Below are 17,856 nucleotides of genomic sequence, written 5' to 3' on the forward strand. Positions count from 1 at the left end.
GGGGTGGGGCAAAATTTCTGAAAATTGCTTAAAAAGAAGGCTGAGAAGATAGGCGAAACGTCACCAGTAAGAAAATTCCCATTGAAAATCAAATAGTTACGCGATATTTTCGCGCCCCAAAAGTACAAAACTCAATGAGAAAAATACAAAACTCGAGTGGAATCGACAGTTTTCGCTCCTGTCGAGCGAGATGTCGATATGCGCTGAGTGTTGTACTGCCGAATTCGAGAAATCAACGACTTGGAACAACACCAAGGGCCTACCTTTGTACTTTTTATTCCTTCAGTGTTGTACTTTCCCGGGCGTTTCTCACTGAGTCTTGTATTTTTTCCAGTCGGGCCGTTCGGTACGCAGTCAGCTCGGGATCTTTCTACTCGGCGCCGCGCCTAAACGCTTGACGCGAAGGGCAGCGATTTGGCCATGCGGCGGCTTCAGGGTGAATCGACCCGGCTTTCCTAGACACAGTTGAGCCGTTGGAAATGGCGTCTCTCGAACTCTACCGGTGAAGTATCTCCGGCAGTGCCGTGGCGCCGTTTGGGGTTGTAGAACATTTCAATGTAGTTGAATACATCGGCTCTGGCGTCATCGCGGGTGGGGTAGATCTGTCGGCGGATGCGTTCGCGCTTGAGCAACTGAAAGAAGCTCTCGGCCACAGCGTTGTCGTGGCAGTTGCCCCGGCGGCTCATGCTGCAGATCAGGTTGTGATCGCGCAGAAAGTCCTGCCAGTCATGACCGGTGAACTGACTTCCCTGATCGGAATGAACCGTGACCGGCCCCGTGGGCTGGCGACGCCACAAGGCCATCAGCAACGCGCCGAGCACCAAGCCGGTATCGATGCGGCTGTCCATGGACCAGCCAACGACCTGGCGCGAGAACAGATCGACCACCACAGCCAGGTACAGCCAGCCCTCATGGGTGCGGATGTACGTGATGTCGGTCACCCAGGATTCATTGGGCTTGGCCACAGTGAACTGGCGCTGCAGGTGGTTGGGTGCCACGACGGCAGGTTTGCCACCACGCACGCCAGGGCGGCGCCGGTAGCCGGTCTGCGAGCGCAGTCCTTCGAGCTTGAGCAAGCGGGCTACACGGTGCTTGCCGCAGCTCTCGCCCAGATCGCGCATGTCCAGCGTGAGCTTGCGGTAGCCGTACACGCCGCCGCTCTCCAGCCAGGCTTGCTTGAGCAGACCCAGCAATCGCTGATCGTCCTTGGCGCGAGGGCTGGCAGGCTCGGTCTTCCAGGCGTAATAACCGCTGGGGTGCACCTGCAGACACACGCACATGCGCCGCACGCTGTGCTCACGTTCGTGCCGCTCGATAAATGCGTACTTCACCCGGACTGCCTGGCAAAGTACGCTGCGGCCTTTTTTAAGATGTCGCGCTCCTCGGTCACGCGCTTGAGTTCGACCTTCAATTTGCGCAACTCGTCGGCTTGCGACATCTGCATCTGCCGATCACTGGCCGGCGATGTATAGGTCTTGATCCACTGGTACAGGCTGTGCTGGCTCACGCCAAGCCTGACGGACACGTCGGCCACCTTGTGACCTCGCTCAGTGATCTGCTTGACCGCTTCGGTCTTGAATTCTTCAGGGTATCTCTGTTTACTCATGGCACCTCCTATTGGGCATCAGGTTTGAGGCTCAGAGGTGTCTAGCAAACCCGGGGCGACTCAGGCTGGTTGCGGTCGTTTAACTCTGAGCTATCAATGACTGCTCATGGAGACGGCAGACATTGGCTTCTGAGCAGCGATGAGAAATCCAACAATTGACAGTTACCAGAGATACCTGAAGACGGTTGGTCGATTCACTTGGCTCGGAACATGTCGCGCCACCGACGGCGCGGCCGGGATGAGCAGGCGCCATGGCTGAGCGATTGTCATGTCGTGGTGAGTCGCTCCTTTGCGAGTCTCGTGCCCGCTGCAAGTGCTTCCAATTTACGCCAAGCCACGTGCCGTGCCATCGGAGCCATGCCGCAATTCGTACAGGGGAACAAGCGCTCTTTGGGCACAAACTCCAGCGCCCGACCGATGGTGTCTGCCACCTCCTCGGGTGTCTCGACCACATCGCTGGCCACATCGATCACACCGACCAAAACGTCCTTGCCGACCAGCAGTTTCATCAGCTCTGGCGGAACATGGGAGTGGATGCACTCCAGGCTCACCTGGTCGATGCTGCTCTTGGCGAGGGCCGGAAACACGGCCTCGTACTGGCGCCATTCGTCACCCAGGGTGCTCTTCCAATCGGTATTGGCCTTGATGCCATAGCCGTAGCAGATGTGCACGGCGGTCGTGCAGGTCAGTCCCTGCGCTGCGCGCTCAAGCGCCTTCACGCCCCAGTCAGCGGCGTCCTTCATGTAGACATTGAAGGCGGGTTCATCAAACTGGATGATGTCCACGCCGTCGGCCTGAAGTGCCAGGGCCTCTTGGTTCAGCAACTCGGCAAACGCGAAGGCCATCTTGACGCGGTCGCCGTAGAAGCGGTCTGCGACGGTATCGATGATGGTCATCGGACCGGGAAGCGTGAACTTCAGCTTCTTCTTCGTGTGCGCACGCGCCAGCTGGGCTTCAAAGGCATGTACCCGGCCCTTCAGGCGCAGGCTCGAAACGACCTGCGGGACCATCGCGTCGTACCGGTTGTCGCGAATGCCCATCTTCACCTTGTTTTCGAAGTCGATGCCATCGACTTGTTCGAGGAATCCATGCACGAAGTGCTGCCGGGATTGTTCGCCGTCGCACACGATGTCCAGACCTGCGTCCTCCTGGGCCTTGATCCAGAGCAGGGTCGCGTCCGCCTTGGCCTGACGCAATGCATCGCCTTCCGCCTTCCACTGGGGCCAGAGCTTGTGGGTTTCAGCAAGCCAGGCGGGTTTGGGCAGGCTGCCGGCGATGGAGGTTTCAAACATCAGGGGGTCCTTTCAAGAAAGAGGGAGAGGGTCACAGCGCGCAATGGCGGGTCCATTGTTCGAGCACGTTTTTGTAGGGTTTGATGAAGTGTTCTTCGGTGTACTTGCCTTGCTGGACAGCCAACTGGCTGCGCTCCTCCCGGTCGTAGACGATTTGCGTCGACGAATAGTCCTGGTTCTTCAAGCTCGGTTGGTAGAGCTTTCCCGCTGCGCAGTTGGCGTTGTATATCTCGGGGCGATAGATCTTCTGAAAGGTTTCCATGGTGCTGATGCTGGCGATGAGCTCCAGGTTGGTGTAGTCGGCCAAGAGATCGCCCTGGAAATAGAAGGCCAAGGGCGCAACACCGGCGGGTGGCATGAAGAAGCGAACCTGCATCCCCATCTTTGCGAAATAGTGGTCTGTGGAAGACAGTTCGCTTTGTTCGTATTCGACACCCAGTACGGGGTGCTGGTTGTCGGTCCGCAGGTAGGTCTTGCTGGTGGACACGCTGATGCAGATTACAGGCGGCTTGCCAAAGCGGGCCTTGTACTCGCTGGAGTTGGCAAACTGTTTGAAAAGCTTGCCATGCAGATCGCCAAAGTTGACCGGCAGCCCGAACTCCGCGCGATCCGCGTTGTACTCCGGGAGCAACACGCTGAAGTCGTAATCGCGCACGTACGAGGAGAAGTTGTTCCCCGCAATGCCATCGATTCGCTTGTTCTCTTTCCCGTCCCAAATGCAGGGTTTGAGCATCTCGATCAAGGGGAAGCCGCTGGCACTTGCCTGCGCGTCCAAGCACATTTCGACGGAGATGATCTCCAACTCGACGGTGTAGCGGTCTCCTGCCGGATTGTCCCAATGCGCCAGTTCGTTGCACCGGTTGTCAATCATCCTGAGCGTGTCGCGCAGGTTCTGTTGCCGGCTGGTACCCCTGGCGAGGTTGGCAAAGTTCGTGGTCAGGCGCGTGCTGCTTGAGGGTTGGTAGTTTTCATCAAAGCGGGTGCTGTTGATGTGAAAGGCAAATTCTTCGTGCATGGCGATGGGGCGATTCAAATGTTCAAGTGGAGTGGGGCTTGTGTCAGGCGAGCAGCAGTTCGTCGGCCAGAACCGGACTGGCGTGACGTGCCTCTGTGATCAGCGGCAGTGCCCGCCGCACTGCCAGCCGGGCTCGGTCCAGCAGCGCCTCATCCCGCAATCGCTGGTCCACAAAATCCTTGTCGGTCGCGTAGACACCCAGCGGTAAGGTGCGCGCCTGGAAAAAGCTGAACAGGGGTCTCAACTGGTGATCGATTACCAGCGCATGCCGTTCGCTGCCGCCGGTTGCCGCCAGCAACACGGGCGTGTCGATCAATGCGTCCTGGTGGATGAGGTCGAAGAAGTGCTTGAACAGACCTGTGTAGGAGCCGCGATACACCGGCGTGGCCACCACCAGCACGTCGGCCTGTTCGACCGCCATCAGTTCTCGCTCCACCGCCGGTGGTAATTCGGACCTTCGGACCGCGCCCGAAAGCTGCGATGCCAGCTCTCCGACTTCCGTCAGATGTGGGCGGCATGGGACTTCAGCCGAAATCAGTGCCAGGAGATGTTCGGCCAGCGCTGCCGATTTGGACGGGCGCTGCAGCCCGCCGGAGACTGCGACGACACGCAGTGGGCATTGCGTTGTTTGTTTCATGGATGGCGACAGAGACAAGCGAATCAAGGAGCGGATGCTAGGGCGATCAATCCATGAAGTAAAATGGTCTTATCTCATGGTTCAATGAACTGATTTCATAAGAATGCTAGAACGCATCCATCTCAGCATCGTCCAGCAGGTAGAGAATCAGGGGTCGCTGACCGCGGCTGCCGGGGTGTTGAACCTCACGCAGTCAGCCCTGAGCCACAGCATGAAAAAGCTGGAGCAGCAACTGGGCACCGATGTCTGGCTGCGCGAGGGTCGAAGCCTGCGGCTCACACAGGCGGGGCAGTACCTGCTGGCGGTTGCCAACCGCGTGCTCCCGCAGCTGGATCAGGCAGAGAGCACACTTCGGCAGTTCGCCCAGGGCGAGCGCGGTACCCTGCGCATCGGCATGGAATGCCACCCCTGCTACCAGTGGCTGCTCAAGATCGTGTCGCCTTATCTGAGTGCTTGGCCGGATGTGGATGTGGACGTGAAGCAGAAATTCCAGTTCGGGGGCATCGGTGCGCTGTTCGGCTACGAGATCGACCTGCTGGTGACCCCCGACCCGTTGCACAAGCCCGGCCTGCATTTCGAGCCGGTGTTCGACTACGAGCAGGTGCTGGTGGTTGCTGGAAACCATGCCTTTGCGCAACAGGCCCATGTGAAGCCTGCCCAGCTTGTGAGCGAAACGCTCATTACCTACCCGGTCAGCCCCGAGCGGCTGGACGTGTACACGCAGTTCCTTGCCCCGGCGGGCATTGCACCACGCCGCCACAAGACCATCGAAACCACGGACATCATGCTGCAGATGGTGGCCAGTGGCCGCGGAGTGGCAGCGTTGCCGCGCTGGCTTGCACTGGAGTATGCCGAGAAGATGGATGTGGTGCCCGTCCAGCTGGGCCGACACGGCATCGCCAAGCAGATTCACCTGGGAACGCGTGAGCAGGACAGGGACACGGACTATCTGCAGGCCTTCATCCAGTTTGCGCGGAACGCTCAGGTGTAGCGCTGCTCCAGCGCGTCCCATGCGGGCTTGTTCACCAGCCGCTGCCGTTCTGCGAAGGGCGTCACCAGGCCGCTGTCCTCGCGCACTTCCTTGGCATCGCGCAGCGTGGTCAGGGTTTTTTGCATGCCCATCACGGCGCCTTGCAGCGCGGCATTGGCGTACAGCACGATGCCAAAGCCCAGCTCGCCCAACTGGTCGGCATTGAAGATGGGGGTCTTGCCGCCGATCACCATGTTCATGAGCTGGGGCTTGGCCAGGCGCTGCGGCAGCGCGCGCACTTCCTCGGCCTTGGTGACGGCCTCCACGAACAGGATGTCCGCGCCCGCCTCGGCGAACTTCTGCGCACGCTCCACGGCGGCCTCGAAGCCGTGCGTAGCAGCGGCGTCGGTGCGCGCCATGATGAGGAAATCGGGGTCGCGCCGTGCATCGACGGCGGCCTTGATCTTGCTCACCGCTTCCTCGGTGGAAATCACCTCTTTGCCGCTGAAATGCCCGCAGCGCTTGGGCGCCACCTGGTCTTCGAGCTGGATGCAGTCGGCGCCGGCGCGCTCCAGCGTGCGCACGGTGTGAACCACGTTGAGCGCGTTGCCAAAGCCCGTGTCGGCATCGACGATGAGCGGCACATCGACCGCGTCGCGGATGCGTGCCGTGTGGTCGGCAATTTCATGCAGGCCCATAAAGCCTTGGTCCGGCATGCCGAACCACATATTGGTGACGCCCGCGCCGGTGACGTAGATGGCCTGGAAGCCTAGGTCGGCGATCACCTTGGCAGAGAGCGCGTTGAACGCGCCCGGGACGATCAGGCCGCTGCGGGCCTCGACGAGTTGCTTGAGTCGCTGCTTTGTGTTCATGGATTGCCGATCTAGATGCTATTGGTTTGATAGCTGCTAGCGCTTGTTGGATAAGCGCTAGATGCCAATTTTCCTTAAAAACAGCCCGCCGGAACGCGCACGAAGCCCTCCATGAGGATGCGGGCGCTGCGGCTCATCACGGCTTTGGTCACCGTCCACTGGCCGTTGTCCTGTTTTGCCTCGGCGCCCACGCGCAGCGTGCCCGAGGGGTGGCCGACGCGCACCGCGTTGCGTGCGCCGCCACCGGCGGCCAGGTTCACCAGCGTGCCGGGTATGGCTGCCGCTGTGCCGATGGCCACGGCGCAGGTGCCCATCATGGCGTGGTGCAGCTTGCCCATGGACAGGGCGCGCACCAGCAGGTCCACATCCGCCGCCGCGATGGTTTTACCGCTGGAGGCGGTGTAGTCCTTGGGCGGGCTGACGAACGCGATCTTGGGCGTGTGCTGGCGTATGGCGGCTTCCTCGGGGGTCTGGATCAGGCCCATGCGCAGCGCCCCGGCCACGCGGATCTGCTCGAAACGCGCCAGTTGCGCCGGGTCGCCGTTGATGTCCTCGCGCAGCTCCGTGCCCTGGTAGCCGATGTCGGCGGCGTTGACGAACACGGTGGGAATGCCCGCGTTGATCATGGTGGCCTGGAAGGTGCCGACGCCCGGCACATCCAGCGTATCGACCAGGTTGCCCGTGGGGAACATGGCCCCGCCCTCATCGCCATCGTCCGAAGGGTCGATGAACTCCAGCACGATTTCCGCCGCCGGAAAGGTCACGCCGTCCAGCTCGAAGTCGCCGGTTTCCTGCACCTGTCCGCCCGCCACGGGCACGTGGGCGATGATGGTTTTGCCAATGTTGGCCTGCCAGATACGCACCACACACACACCGTCTTGCGGCACCCGCGCCGCATCGACGAAGCCCGCGTGAAGGGCAAAGGTGCCAGCGGCGGTGGACAGGTTGCCGCAGTTGCCCGACCAGTCCACAAAGTCCTTGTCGATGGACACCTGGCCGTAGAGGTAGTCCACGTCGTGATCGGGCCGTGTGCTCTTTGACAGGATCACGCACTTGCTGGTGCTGGAGGTGGCGCCGCCCATGCCGTCGATCTGCGCGCCGTAGGGGTCGGGGCTACCGATGACGCGCTGCAGCAGCTTGTCGCGCGCCGGGCCGGGCTGCTGCGCGGCTTCGGGCAGGTCTTGCAGACGGAAAAACACGCCCTTGCTGGTGCCGCCACGCATGTAGGTGGCGGGAATGCGTATTTGGGGAAGGTGCTGGGTCATATCCATTTTGATAGCTGCTTGCGCTTGCCTGGTAAGGGCTCAGGCCTGATTCGATGCCAAAAAGTCTTGCGCAAAACGCTGCAGCACGCCGCCCGCTTCGTACACCGAGACTTCCTCGGCGGTGTCCAGGCGGCAGGTGGTGGCCACGCGGTCGGTCTGGCCGTTTTGGCGGTGGATGACCAGCGTGAGGTCGGCGCGCGGCGTGAGCTGGCCTTCCACGTCGTAGGTCTCGGTGCCGTCCAGCTGCAGCGTCAGGCGGTTCACGCCGGGTTTGAACTCCAGCGGCAGCACGCCCATGCCGATGAGGTTGGTGCGGTGGATGCGCTCGAAGCCCTCGGCCACCACCGTCTCTACCCCCGCCAGCCGCACGCCCTTGGCGGCCCAGTCGCGACTCGACCCCTGGCCGTAGTCGGCCCCGGCGATGATGATGAGCGGCTGGCGGCGGTTCAGGTACGCCTCGATGGCCTCCCACATGCGCACCACCTTGCCCTCGGGCTCGATGCGCGCCAGCGACCCCTTCTTCACCTGGCCATCGACCACGGCCATCTCGTTGACGAGCTGCGGGTTGGCAAAGGTGGCGCGCATGGCGGTGAGGTGGTCGCCGCGGTGCGTGGCGTAGGAGTTGAAGTCCTCCTCCGGCAGGCCCATTTTGGCCAGGTACTCGCCGGCCGCGCTGTCGGCCAGGATGGCGTTGGACGGCGACAGGTGGTCGGTGGTGATGTTGTCGGGCAGGATGGCCAGGGGGCGCATGCTTTTCAGCGTGCGCGGGTAGGCCGCCAGCGCGCCCACACCTTGCTCGTCCCAGTAAGGCGGGCGGCGGATGTAGGTGGACTGGGGGCGCCAGTCGTACTGCGGGCTTACGCGCGTGCCATCGTCCACGCGAAGCGCGAACATCGGCTCGTACACGGCGCGGAACTGTTCGGGTTTGACGGCCTGGGCCACGATGGCATCGATTTCTTCGTCACTGGGCCACAGATCCTTCAGGCGCACGGGCTGGCCATCGACCACGGCAAAAGCGTCGTTTTCAATATCAAAGCGCACCGTGCCCGCCAGCGCGTAGGCCACCACCAGCGGCGGGCTGGCCAAAAACGCCTGCTTGGCATAGGGGTGGATGCGCCCGTCAAAGTTGCGGTTGCCCGAGAGCACGGCGGTGGCGTACAGGTCGCGCTCGATGATTTCCTGCTGAATTTTCGGCTCCAGCGCGCCGCTCATGCCGTTGCAGGTGGTGCAGGCAAAGGCGACGATGCCAAAGCCCAGCGCCTCCAGGTCGGCCAGCAAGCCGGCTTCCTTCAAATACAGCTCCACGGCTTTAGAGCCGGGCGCGAGCGAGGTTTTCACCCACGGCTTGCGCGCCAGCCCCAGGCGGCGCGCATTGCGCGCCAGCAGCGCGGCGGCGATGACGTTGCGCGGGTTGCTGGTGTTGGTGCAGCTGGTGATGGCGGCGATGATCACGGCGCCATCGGGCGTCAGCCCCTCGGCCTCCTCGGCGCGGGCCATTTCGAGCTTGATGGCGCCGGCGATGCCGCGGTCCACCAGCGCCGAGGTGGGCAGCCGGCGGTGCGGGTTGCTCGGGCCGGCCATGTTGCGCACCACGCTGGAGAGGTCGAACGCGAGCACGCGCTCGTACTCGGCAGTCTTGAGGTCGTCGGCCCAGAAACCAGCGGCCTTGGCGTAGGTTTCCACCAACTGCACCTGTTCGGGGCTGCGGTCGGTCAGGCGCAGGTAGGCCGTGGTTTGCGCATCGATGAAGAACAGCGCGGCGGTGGCGCCGTATTCGGGGCACATGTTCGAGATGGTGGCGCGGTCGCCGATCGACAGGCTGTCCGCGCCCTCGCCGAAGAACTCCACGTAGGCGCCGACCACCTTTTCCTTGCGCAAAAACTCGGTCAGCGCGAGAGCAATGTCAGTGGCGGTGATGCCAGGCTGGCGCTTGCCGGTGAGCCTGACGCCCACGATGTCGGGCAGGCGCATCCACGAGGCGCGGCCCAGCATCACGTTCTCGGCTTCCAGCCCGCCCACGCCCACGGCGATCACGCCCAGCGCATCGACGTGCGGCGTGTGGCTGTCGGTGCCCACGCAGGTGTCGGGGAAGGCCACGCCATCCTGAACGTACACGACGGGCGACATCTTCTCCAGATTGATCTGGTGCATGATCCCGTTGCCCGCCGGGATCACGTCCACATTGGCAAAGGCCTTCTTCGTCCACTCGATGAAGTGGAAGCGGTCCTCGTTGCGGCGGTCCTCGATGGCGCGGTTCTTGGCAAAGGCGTCGGGATCGTAGCCACCGCACTCCACGGCCAGCGAGTGGTCCACGATGAGCTGCACCGGCACCACCGGGTTCACGGCAGCCGGGTCGCCGCCTTCTTTCGCAATCGCATCGCGCAGCCCGGCCAGGTCAACCAGTGCCGTCTGGCCCAGGATATCGTGGCACACCACGCGCACCGGAAACCAGGGGAAGTCGATCTCGCGCTTGCGTCCGATCAGCTGGCCCAGAAAGTCATTGAGCTGTGCCGGGTTGGCGCGGCGCACCAGGTTCTCGGCGTGCACGCGGGCGGTGTAGGGCAGCCGGGCCCAGGCACCGGGTTCTATGGCATCGACGGCAGCCTGTGCATCAAAGTAATCCAGGGCTGTGCCGGGCAGCGGCTTGCGGTGGGCGGTGTTCATCATTTCGCGGGATTCACTCTTTTTTTGATAGCTGCTGGCGCTTGTTACATCAAGATTTCAAGGCAATATGGTCTGAAATGGTTGATTGGTAAGCGCGAGCTGCTATGGTTTTTTAGCTGCGGGCCTCGATGGGCACGAATGTCTGGTCTTCCGGCCCGGTGTAGTTGGCGCTGGGGCGAATGATTTTGTTGTCCACCCGCTGCTCGATCACGTGTGCCGCCCAGCCACTGGTGCGCGCAATGACGAACAGCGGGGTGAACATGGCGGTGGGCACCTGCATCATGTGGTAGCTCACGGCGCTGAACCAGTCGAGGTTGGGGAACATCTTTTTGACTTCCCACATCACCGCCTCGAGCCGCTCGGCAATGTCGTACATCTTGGTGGAGCCAGCCGCGTCCGACAGTCGCTTGGCCACACCCTTGATGACTACGTTGCGCGGATCGCTCACGGTGTAGACCGGGTGACCAAAACCGATCACCACTTCCTTGGCCTCTACTCGGCGACGGATGTCGGCCTCTGCCTCGTCCGGGCTGTCGTAGCGCTTCTGGATCTCGAAAGCCACCTCGTTCGCGCCGCCGTGCTTGGGGCCACGCAGCGCACCAATAGCACCCGCGATGCTCGAATACATATCACTGCCTGTGCCCGCAATCACGCGTGCGGTGAAGGTACTGGCGTTGAACTCGTGCTCGGCATACAGGTTCAGCGAGGTGTGCATGGCACGCACCCAGTCTGCCGGCGGTTTTTCGCCATGCAGCAGGTGCAGGAAGTGGGCCCCGATGGAGTCGTCGTCCGTCTCTACGTCGATGCGGCGGCCCGAGTTGCTGAAGTGGTACCAGTACAGCAACATGCTGCCCAGACTGGCCATTAGACGGTCGGCAATGTCGCGGCTACCGGGCAGGTTGTGGTCGTCTTTTTCGGGCAGTGCACAGCCCAGGGCCGACACGCCGGTGCGCATCACGTCCATGGGATGGCTTGCCGCCGGCAGTTGTTCAAGCGCTGCTTTTACGCTACCCGGGAGGCCGCGCAGGGCCCTGAGCTTGGCCTTGTATGCCTTGAGCTCAGCGCGTGTCGGCAGCTTTCCGTGCACCAGCAGATGGGCAATCTCTTCGAATTCGCAAGTCTCCGCCATGTCCAGGATGTCATAGCCTCGGTAGTGCAGGTCGTTGCCGGTTCGCCCAACCGTACACAGCGCGGTATTGCCCGCAGTGACGCCCGACAGGGCGACCGACTTTTTCGGCTTGAACGGGGTGGTGGCCGTGGGCTCAGTGGTTGTGGTGTTCATGCGAGGTCTCCGGGTTCAGGTAGGAAGAATCAATGGCGACAGGACGGCCGGTGGAGTCCACCGCGACCATCTCGAACACACCCGTGAGGACGTGCTCTGCGGGCACATCCGGGCGATCTGCCAATCCGCGCACACAGACCGTCATCGAACTGCGACCGACACGGCTGACCCAGCCTTGCAGCGTGAGCTGGTAGCCCACAGGCACAGGCGCAAGGCATTGCACGCCAGTCACGCCGGCCATCACGACCTCACGGCGAGCGAGTCCGCGGGCCGCGAGGAAAGCCGCCTTGGCCATCAGCTGCAGACCCTGGCCCGCGAACAGCGTGCCGTGGTGGTTGGCGTATACGGGCAGAACCAGCTCGCGCAACTCAACAGTTCCAGGGGGTGTTGTCATGATTCGCAATTTACGCAAAATACATCCAGAGCAACAGGGCTAAAAGGGCGAATTGTTGCGAACGGCAGTGGCTGGTTTTGCGAAATTTGCGAATGTTTTGTGAAAAATTCGCGTGTGAAAGGCAAGTGATGGCAAAGACGTTTATGGGAGTGAAGTTGCGCAGGCTGCGATCAGAGCGCGGCATGTCGCAGATCGCACTGGCACACGCGCTGGGTATTTCGCCGAGTTACCTGAATCAGGTGGAACAAAACCAGCGTCCGCTCACGGTCAGCTTGCTGCTCAAGCTGAACCGGGCACTAGGCGTGGACATTCAGCAGTTTTCAGAAGACGAGGAGGCGCGCCTGATCGCTGCATTGCGCGAGGCGCTGGCGGATGCTCCAGAGCCGGTCAGCCTGCCCGAGCTGAAGGAAGTTGCGACCCAGATGCCGGTGCTGGGTCGCGCCATCGTCACGCTGTACCGACGCAACTTGGATGCAGCTGCTCAGCTTGAAGCCATGGCATTGCGCATGGGCGACGACCGTACCGATGCGGCTCCTGCCGCTCGGGCTATGGCGTTCGAGGCGGTGCGTGATTTCTTCTTCGCACACCAAAACCACTTTGACGTACTGGACCGGGCTGCTGAGGCCTTGGCAGAACAGGCGGGGCATGAGGGCGCAGCGCTGGCGCCCTGGTTGGCGCAGCGCTTGCTGGAACAGCACCACGTCCGCCTTGTGGCCTGTGATGGCGCTGGGGACGGCAAGCGTCAGTACGACCCGAGCAACCGAACACTGCGCTTGTCCCGCGCGCTGGATGTGGGGCAGCAAGCCTTTCAGATGGCGACCCAGCTTGCGCTGTTGGAGGCAGACATGTTGATTGAGGGGCTGACCCGGACAGCACCTTTTGCGGGGGACATGCCCACGGTGCGTTTAGCGCGCATCGGTCTGGCCAACTACTTTGCGGGTGCTCTGCTATTGCCCTATGGTCCATTTTTGAGCGCGGCGGAAGCGCTGCGCTATGACATCGACTTGCTTGGTCAGCGCTTTGCCGTGGGCTTTGAGACGGTGTGCCACCGGCTAAGCACGCTGCAGCGCCCCAGCGAACCTGGGGTGCCTTTTTTCTTCGTCCGTGTGGACCGTGCGGGGAACATCTCCAAACGCCAATCGGCTACCCACTTCCACTTCAGCCGTGCGGGCGGCACCTGCCCACTCTGGAATGTCTACGAAGCCTTTGCGCAGCCCGGGCGTGTGCTCCCACAGCTGGCGCGCATGCCCGATGGCCGCACTTACTTGTGGATCGCTCGCACGGTGACGAGTGCTCCATCGCGCGGCTATGGCTCCCCCGGCAAGATGTTCTCCATCGGCCTGGGTTGCGATGTGCGCCATGCGTCCCGGCTCGTCTACGCCAAGGGACTGGACCTCGCAGACCCCGATGCAGCGACTCCCATCGGCATGGGCTGCAAGGTTTGCGAGCGCACGGAATGCCCGCAGCGCGCCTTTCCGTACGTAGGCAGGACATTGGACGTGAATGAGAATGTCAGCGGGTTTGCGCCTTATGGAGCCAGTATGCACTCGTAGCGCCTGGACATTGGTACCTGATGGTTTTGAAAGTTACTCGCTATGGAGCTTGCTGAACCCTCTGCGAGATTCATTCGTACGGTCAGGTTGCTCTTCCCGATGCCAACGAGAAGCACAAGTGGAGGCTGAGCGTGCACAGGCTTGCTGATCAACGCATAACGCACATCGCTGTTTTTGTTCGGTAGACAGGCGTATGGATGCTTCAGTTCAGCCAAGGAAGCTCAAATCGCCTTCAAGCGCGATTGACGGCTTTAGCAAAACAAGCGGCCACTTAGAGTATTCGTGCGACAGGTAGCTCCTGTTTAGGGTTGTGGGATACCTGCCCGGAACACCCCCCGAGCGACAAGCGCCCCCGACCTGAGGGCAGGTGTCGCACAAGCCTCGGGGGAGGAAACCGCGGAGAACGCCAACGCAGGTGTTCAGGGCGCAAACGCTATGGGGATTTGGGCAGCGGCTTGACGACCAAGACCTGCAGGCAAGCGGCGCCAGTGTGCCATTGTGTGTGGGTGGGGCCTGGCGCAACTGCGGTGTTGCACCCTTCACAGGGGGCGGCATGCGTTCTGGACCGCCATTTCCAGCGCCGGGCATGCACCAACCCCGCCGACGGACCCAATCGCATCGACATCCAAGACAAGTGGTGGTTCAGGGGACTGTTCATGATGGAGGTGGCGCCCGAATGGCCTGCCCGTTCATCCAACTTTGCACGATGACCATCGCGTGGCCGCAGTGCCTGCAGACAAAGACTGGTGGCGCTGCGCTGGACGACCCATCGTCTTGCCCGTCGTTGCCCGATGGGACTGCGGCTTGCCCGGGAGCGGCGCCCAACAACTGGCGCGCCAGCGCAAGGCATTCCCTGCGGTTGCCATTGGCCAGCAAGCCATAGTGGCGGATGCGATGGAAACCGCTGGGCAGCACATGCAGCAGGAATCTGCGCATGAACTCCTGGGGCGCCAGCGTCATGGTCTTGTGGCGCGTGCTCCCCTTGGCACGGTAGTCCTTCCATTTAAAAATTACCCCGCGCTCATCCATCGCAACAAGCCGGCTGCTCGTGATAGCCACCCGGTGCGTGTAGCGAGACAGGTAGGCCAGCACCGCCTGGGGGCCGGCAAACGGCCTCTTGGCATAGACCACCCACTCGCATTGGCGCATCGGAGCCAGCCACTGGCTGAAGCAGGCACCATCAGCCAGCGCCGCCAGTTCGCCGAAGAACCTCAGCCGCCCCGCCTGGTGCAGGCGCAACAGCTCTTCGATGAAGCGCCGTCGCATCAACCTGGACAGCACGCGCACCGGCAGAAAGAAGCCCGATCGGCAAGCCACCCAGGACTTGCCGTCAGGAGCCAGTCCACCGCCTGGCACGATGCCATGTACATGCGGGTGATGCGTCAGTGCAGAACCCCAGGTATGCAGCACCAGCGTGGCACCGATGCGTGCACCCAAATGCTTGCGGTCAGCAGCGATGGTCTGTAGCACCTCGGCGGCGACATCAAACAACAACCCATAGAGTCCTACCTTGTTCTGGTACGCCAGATCTGCAATGGGCGCGGGAAGCGTGAAGACCACGTGGTAATACTCCACGGGCAGCAGATCAGCCTGGCGGGCATCGAGCCAGCGCTTGGCTGCAGCGCTTTGGCACTTGGGGCAGTGTCGGTTGCGGCAGGAGTTGTAGGAGACCAGCTCGGTGGCGCAGCTATCGCAGCGCAACACATGTCCCCCCAGTGCCGCTGTGCGGCACTGCTCAATCGCCGACATGACCTTGAGCTGAGACAGGCTCAAGTGACCGCGCTGGCTGTCACGCCAGGCGGCACCATGCTTGTGGAAGATGTCGGCGACCTCCAGAGTGGGCCGCTGCACGCGCGCACCTTCAGGCGGCAGGCATGGGCTCCAAGGGGCCGATCACCTCGCGCAGCAGGTCAGTCGCCACGTGGGCGTAGATCGATGTGGTCTCCAGTTTCTTGTGCCCCAGCAGCACCTGGATCACGCGGATATCGACCTTGCGCTCCAGCAGATGCGTGGCAAAGCTGTGGCGCAGGGTGTGGGTAGTGACCCGCTTGTTGATACCAGCGGCATCGGCTGCCGCATGAACGGCGCGGTTGAGCTGGCGAATCGAGAGAGGCTCCAAGGGCGTCATGCCTGGGAACAGCCAGCCGCCAGGCAGCATCTTGCCCTGGGCATGGGCCAGGTGCCACCAGGTGCGCAGGCGCCGCAGCAGGACAGGGCTGAGCATGGCGTAGCGGTCCTTGGCACCCTTGCCTTGCTCCACGCGCAGCGTCATGCGCTGGCTGTCGACATCGGTGACCCTCAGGCTGACGACCTCGCTGGCGCGAAGACCTGCGCCATAGGCAACCGATAGAGCCACCTGGTGCTTGATGTTGTGGGCCGCAGCCAGAAGGCGTGAGACTTCTTCGCAGCTCAGGACCACAGGCAAGGTGCGAGGTAGCTTCACGGGCTGCATCTTGGCCATCAGCTCGATGCGTCCCAGCGTGATGTCGAAGAAGAACTTCAGGCCCGTGAGCGTGGCGTTGAGCGTCATGGGCGATGAGCCCGTGTCCACCAGATGGAGCTGGAAATTGCGCAGATCCTCCACCGTGGCCACGTCGGGCGAGCGCTTGAGGTAAGCGGCCAGCTTGCGCACGGCACGGATGTAGGCTTCTTGCGTGCGAGGCTCCAGCTTGCGCATTCGCATGTCCTCAAGCATGCGTTGGCGCAGCGGCGAGATGGAGGGGGTCGAAGGGATCATGATCGCGCTCCTGTCGAAGAACGAGGCCGATTGCCTCGCTCGCCAACATAGACAGGGGCGCGATGTTTACTCTGTGTCAGGGCCTTCGCGGTGGACTACCGCGCGAGCGGTTTAGTCCTTCAGCCTAAAGCGGACTTAGCAACTCGGCGCGGCCTCAAGGGGACGGTACCAACGATGAAAAGCTTTTCTTCGGCTCCCATCAAGGGAGGCAATCGAATTGCCTGCACACATCCCAGCGCGTCAACTGAAAGACTTCACGACAAGAGCTTCTCCAGTACCTCCTGATTGACCACGACTGGGTCTTCACCTTCCGTCAGGGCCTCATCAAACGCATCAAGTGCCGCCTCGTTGGTACGCTCCAATGCACCGTCGAGCATCACGTTGCAGTCAAGGGCGACGGTGAAAAGTTCGGCGCGGGTCCAGGCTGGTCGCGACAGCAGCATGCGGGTGAAGGCGGAGTGGCTCGGGTCGAGTCCCAGGACTCCCTCCACTGGGGCCTCCTCCGCAGGGGTGGCTTGGTCGAGAGCGGGTGGAGGGGTCTCCTCAACAAAGATGTTGGCCAAGAGGGCCGTCACTCGGGCAGTTTCCATCTGGAGAGCAGTTACCCGGGACATGTCAAGCACCACCGTCGATGAAGGTGCAAGGGGCGGCCCCTTAACAGCCAGGGCAGGCTTAACCGACTGGAGACCTGGTTTCAGCTGCGCAGTGACTGGTGCAGGCACAGGCTCAGAGGTTGTATCAGCAAAGATATCTCCCAAGCGCGCCGTCACCTGCGCTGTGTCCTTCTGGAGGGCGGCCACCTTGCCCATATCAAGCACGACCTTTCGCGCGGGTGCCGCTACCGGCTGGGGAGCAGCCGTCTGCGCGGGTTCAGGCGTGGTTGCGACAACCGGCGGCGGTGGTGCGCGGTGAGGTGCGTGCGTTTCGCAGGTCCACAAGTCGCTGGTCAGCTTGTGGACTGCTTTCAGCTCGCTCAAAGAATCCAGGCTTTCTTCTCGGTAGCGGAGGTAGGTTTCCAGTTCGTTCGAGACGTCGTCTGCGATGGCTTGCAGTTCCGCGAGCGGCTCAATAAGGTCCCCGGCGTCAGGTGCACCACCAAAGCCGCGGTCAATGTCCTCGAGCATGCCAGCGGAAGCTGCTCGGTAAGTGAGCTCCAGGCCCGTCTTGCTGCGCGGAAGCACCATGCCAACGTCAAAGCGCTCAACGTATTTCTGCACGAACAACCTTGCGAACACCTTTGGGGCGCGCTTCATCGGTTTGCGCACCGCAATCTGCGGCGCCAGCCTCACCCATTCCAGCACGAATTCCGCAGGCAGGGGCGTCTGGTCCCGCGCGGCCTGCCCAAGCGCCAGGCGCAGATGGAAAGGCAGCACCGGTTCGTGGGTCATGGGCGTCACCGGCCGCTCATATCGCTTATCCCCGTTTTTTTGGGCGTAGACGCTCTGGTCAGGCATTGGGGCGGCCGAGGCGCGGGGCTGTACTGACACCGGCAGGCCGATAGCTGAAACACCTGTGGGTTCCGCTTCGTCGTGCCCGGGCGCTGGAGCCGTGGTGTTTATTGACGATGGA

The 17,856-nt window shown here is 62.1% G+C and carries 14 protein-coding genes; 2 read left to right on the forward strand and 12 right to left on the reverse strand.

Going from position 1 to position 17,856, the window contains the following annotated elements; all coding sequences use genetic code 11:
* Window positions 1-455: 455 nt before the first annotated feature.
* The 4 genes from KYG_RS02180 to msuE form a co-directional block, all read right to left on the reverse strand.
* Window positions 456-1,606, reverse strand: a protein-coding gene (locus KYG_RS02180) for an IS3 family transposase (protein WP_085942474.1) whose coding sequence is annotated in 2 segments (ribosomal slippage) — window positions 456-1,360 and window positions 1,360-1,606 — 1,152 coding nt in all. Because the reading frame shifts where the segments join, the coding sequence is not laid out codon by codon here.
* A gap of 266 nt (window positions 1,607-1,872) precedes the next feature.
* Complete coding sequence (locus tag KYG_RS02190) at window positions 1,873-2,898, reverse strand: methionine synthase (RefSeq protein WP_008903183.1); 1,026 nt, start codon at window positions 2,896-2,898, stop codon at window positions 1,873-1,875.
* A 31-nt stretch (window positions 2,899-2,929) separates the two neighbouring features.
* Window positions 2,930-3,913, reverse strand: coding sequence for a DUF1852 domain-containing protein (locus tag KYG_RS02195; RefSeq protein WP_008903184.1), 984 nt, complete (start codon window positions 3,911-3,913; stop codon window positions 2,930-2,932).
* Window positions 3,914-3,956: 43 nt separating this feature from the next.
* Window positions 3,957-4,550: an FMN reductase gene (msuE, locus tag KYG_RS02200; protein WP_034692759.1), complete on the reverse strand. Its 594-nt coding sequence runs from the start codon at window positions 4,548-4,550 to the stop codon at window positions 3,957-3,959.
* Between the two features lie 103 nt (window positions 4,551-4,653).
* On the opposite strand from msuE, the gene KYG_RS02205 reads away from it, so the two are divergent.
* Window positions 4,654-5,541, forward strand: coding sequence for a LysR family transcriptional regulator (locus tag KYG_RS02205; protein WP_008903186.1), 888 nt, complete (start codon window positions 4,654-4,656; stop codon window positions 5,539-5,541).
* Here the strand turns inward: KYG_RS02205 and KYG_RS02210 are convergent.
* The 5 genes from KYG_RS02210 to KYG_RS02230 form a co-directional block, all read right to left on the reverse strand.
* Window positions 5,532-6,392 carry an oxaloacetate decarboxylase gene (locus KYG_RS02210; RefSeq protein ID WP_008903187.1) on the reverse strand — a complete coding sequence of 287 codons (861 nt, stop codon included), beginning with the start codon at window positions 6,390-6,392 and terminating at the stop codon, window positions 5,532-5,534. The two genes, KYG_RS02205 and KYG_RS02210, sit on opposite strands and share 10 nt — an antisense overlap.
* 74 nt (window positions 6,393-6,466) lie before the next feature.
* Entirely contained in the window at window positions 6,467-7,663 is a 1,197-nt protein-coding gene (prpF, locus tag KYG_RS02215; RefSeq protein ID WP_008903188.1) for a 2-methylaconitate cis-trans isomerase PrpF, read from the reverse strand.
* A gap of 33 nt (window positions 7,664-7,696) precedes the next feature.
* Window positions 7,697-10,321: a Fe/S-dependent 2-methylisocitrate dehydratase AcnD gene (gene acnD / locus KYG_RS02220; protein ID WP_008903189.1), complete on the reverse strand. Its 2,625-nt coding sequence runs from the start codon at window positions 10,319-10,321 to the stop codon at window positions 7,697-7,699.
* Window positions 10,322-10,433: 112 nt separating this feature from the next.
* Complete coding sequence (prpC, locus tag KYG_RS02225) at window positions 10,434-11,603, reverse strand: 2-methylcitrate synthase (RefSeq protein ID WP_008903190.1); 1,170 nt, start codon at window positions 11,601-11,603, stop codon at window positions 10,434-10,436.
* Entirely contained in the window at window positions 11,584-11,997 is a 414-nt protein-coding gene (locus KYG_RS02230) for an acyl-CoA thioesterase (RefSeq protein ID WP_034692764.1), read from the reverse strand. The genes prpC and KYG_RS02230 overlap by 20 nt, the downstream gene beginning before the upstream one ends.
* A gap of 128 nt (window positions 11,998-12,125) precedes the next feature.
* On the opposite strand from KYG_RS02230, the gene KYG_RS02235 reads away from it, so the two are divergent.
* Complete coding sequence (locus KYG_RS02235) at window positions 12,126-13,550, forward strand: short-chain fatty acyl-CoA regulator family protein (RefSeq protein WP_034692766.1); 1,425 nt, start codon at window positions 12,126-12,128, stop codon at window positions 13,548-13,550.
* A gap of 654 nt (window positions 13,551-14,204) precedes the next feature.
* Here the strand turns inward: KYG_RS02235 and KYG_RS02240 are convergent.
* From KYG_RS02240 to KYG_RS02250, 3 genes are all read right to left on the reverse strand, one after another.
* Window positions 14,205-15,401, reverse strand: a complete 1,197-nt coding sequence (locus KYG_RS02240) for an IS91 family transposase (protein WP_008903193.1) — start codon at window positions 15,399-15,401, stop codon at window positions 14,205-14,207.
* 10 nt (window positions 15,402-15,411) lie between these two features.
* Window positions 15,412-16,287: a site-specific integrase gene (locus tag KYG_RS02245; RefSeq protein WP_008903194.1), complete on the reverse strand. Its 876-nt coding sequence runs from the start codon at window positions 16,285-16,287 to the stop codon at window positions 15,412-15,414.
* A gap of 254 nt (window positions 16,288-16,541) precedes the next feature.
* On the reverse strand, window positions 16,542-17,856 hold a 1,315-nt coding region (locus tag KYG_RS02250), incomplete at its 5' end, for a tellurite resistance TerB C-terminal domain-containing protein (protein WP_304412019.1).

The organism is Acidovorax sp. NO-1, from assembly GCF_000238595.1.
Classification (GTDB): domain Bacteria; phylum Pseudomonadota; class Gammaproteobacteria; order Burkholderiales; family Burkholderiaceae_C; genus Acidovorax.

Bases quoted from the DNA above. Each gene is read 5' to 3' on its own strand.
- KYG_RS02190 (WP_008903183.1), bottom strand. From the start codon at position 2,898: ATGTTTGAAACCTCCATCGCCGGCAGCCTGCCCAAACCCGCCTGGCTT.
- KYG_RS02195 (WP_008903184.1), bottom strand. From the start codon at position 3,913: ATGCACGAAGAATTTGCCTTTCACATCAACAGCACCCGCTTTGATGAA.
- msuE (WP_034692759.1), bottom strand. From the start codon at position 4,550: ATGAAACAAACAACGCAATGCCCACTGCGTGTCGTCGCAGTCTCCGGC.
- KYG_RS02205 (WP_008903186.1), top strand. From the start codon at position 4,654: ATGCTAGAACGCATCCATCTCAGCATCGTCCAGCAGGTAGAGAATCAG.
- KYG_RS02210 (WP_008903187.1), bottom strand. From the start codon at position 6,392: ATGAACACAAAGCAGCGACTCAAGCAACTCGTCGAGGCCCGCAGCGGC.
- prpF (WP_008903188.1), bottom strand. From the start codon at position 7,663: ATGGATATGACCCAGCACCTTCCCCAAATACGCATTCCCGCCACCTAC.
- acnD (WP_008903189.1), bottom strand. From the start codon at position 10,321: ATGAACACCGCCCACCGCAAGCCGCTGCCCGGCACAGCCCTGGATTAC.
- prpC (WP_008903190.1), bottom strand. From the start codon at position 11,603: ATGAACACCACAACCACTGAGCCCACGGCCACCACCCCGTTCAAGCCG.
- KYG_RS02230 (WP_034692764.1), bottom strand. From the start codon at position 11,997: ATGACAACACCCCCTGGAACTGTTGAGTTGCGCGAGCTGGTTCTGCCC.
- KYG_RS02235 (WP_034692766.1), top strand. From the start codon at position 12,126: ATGGCAAAGACGTTTATGGGAGTGAAGTTGCGCAGGCTGCGATCAGAG.
- KYG_RS02245 (WP_008903194.1), bottom strand. From the start codon at position 16,287: ATGATCCCTTCGACCCCCTCCATCTCGCCGCTGCGCCAACGCATGCTT.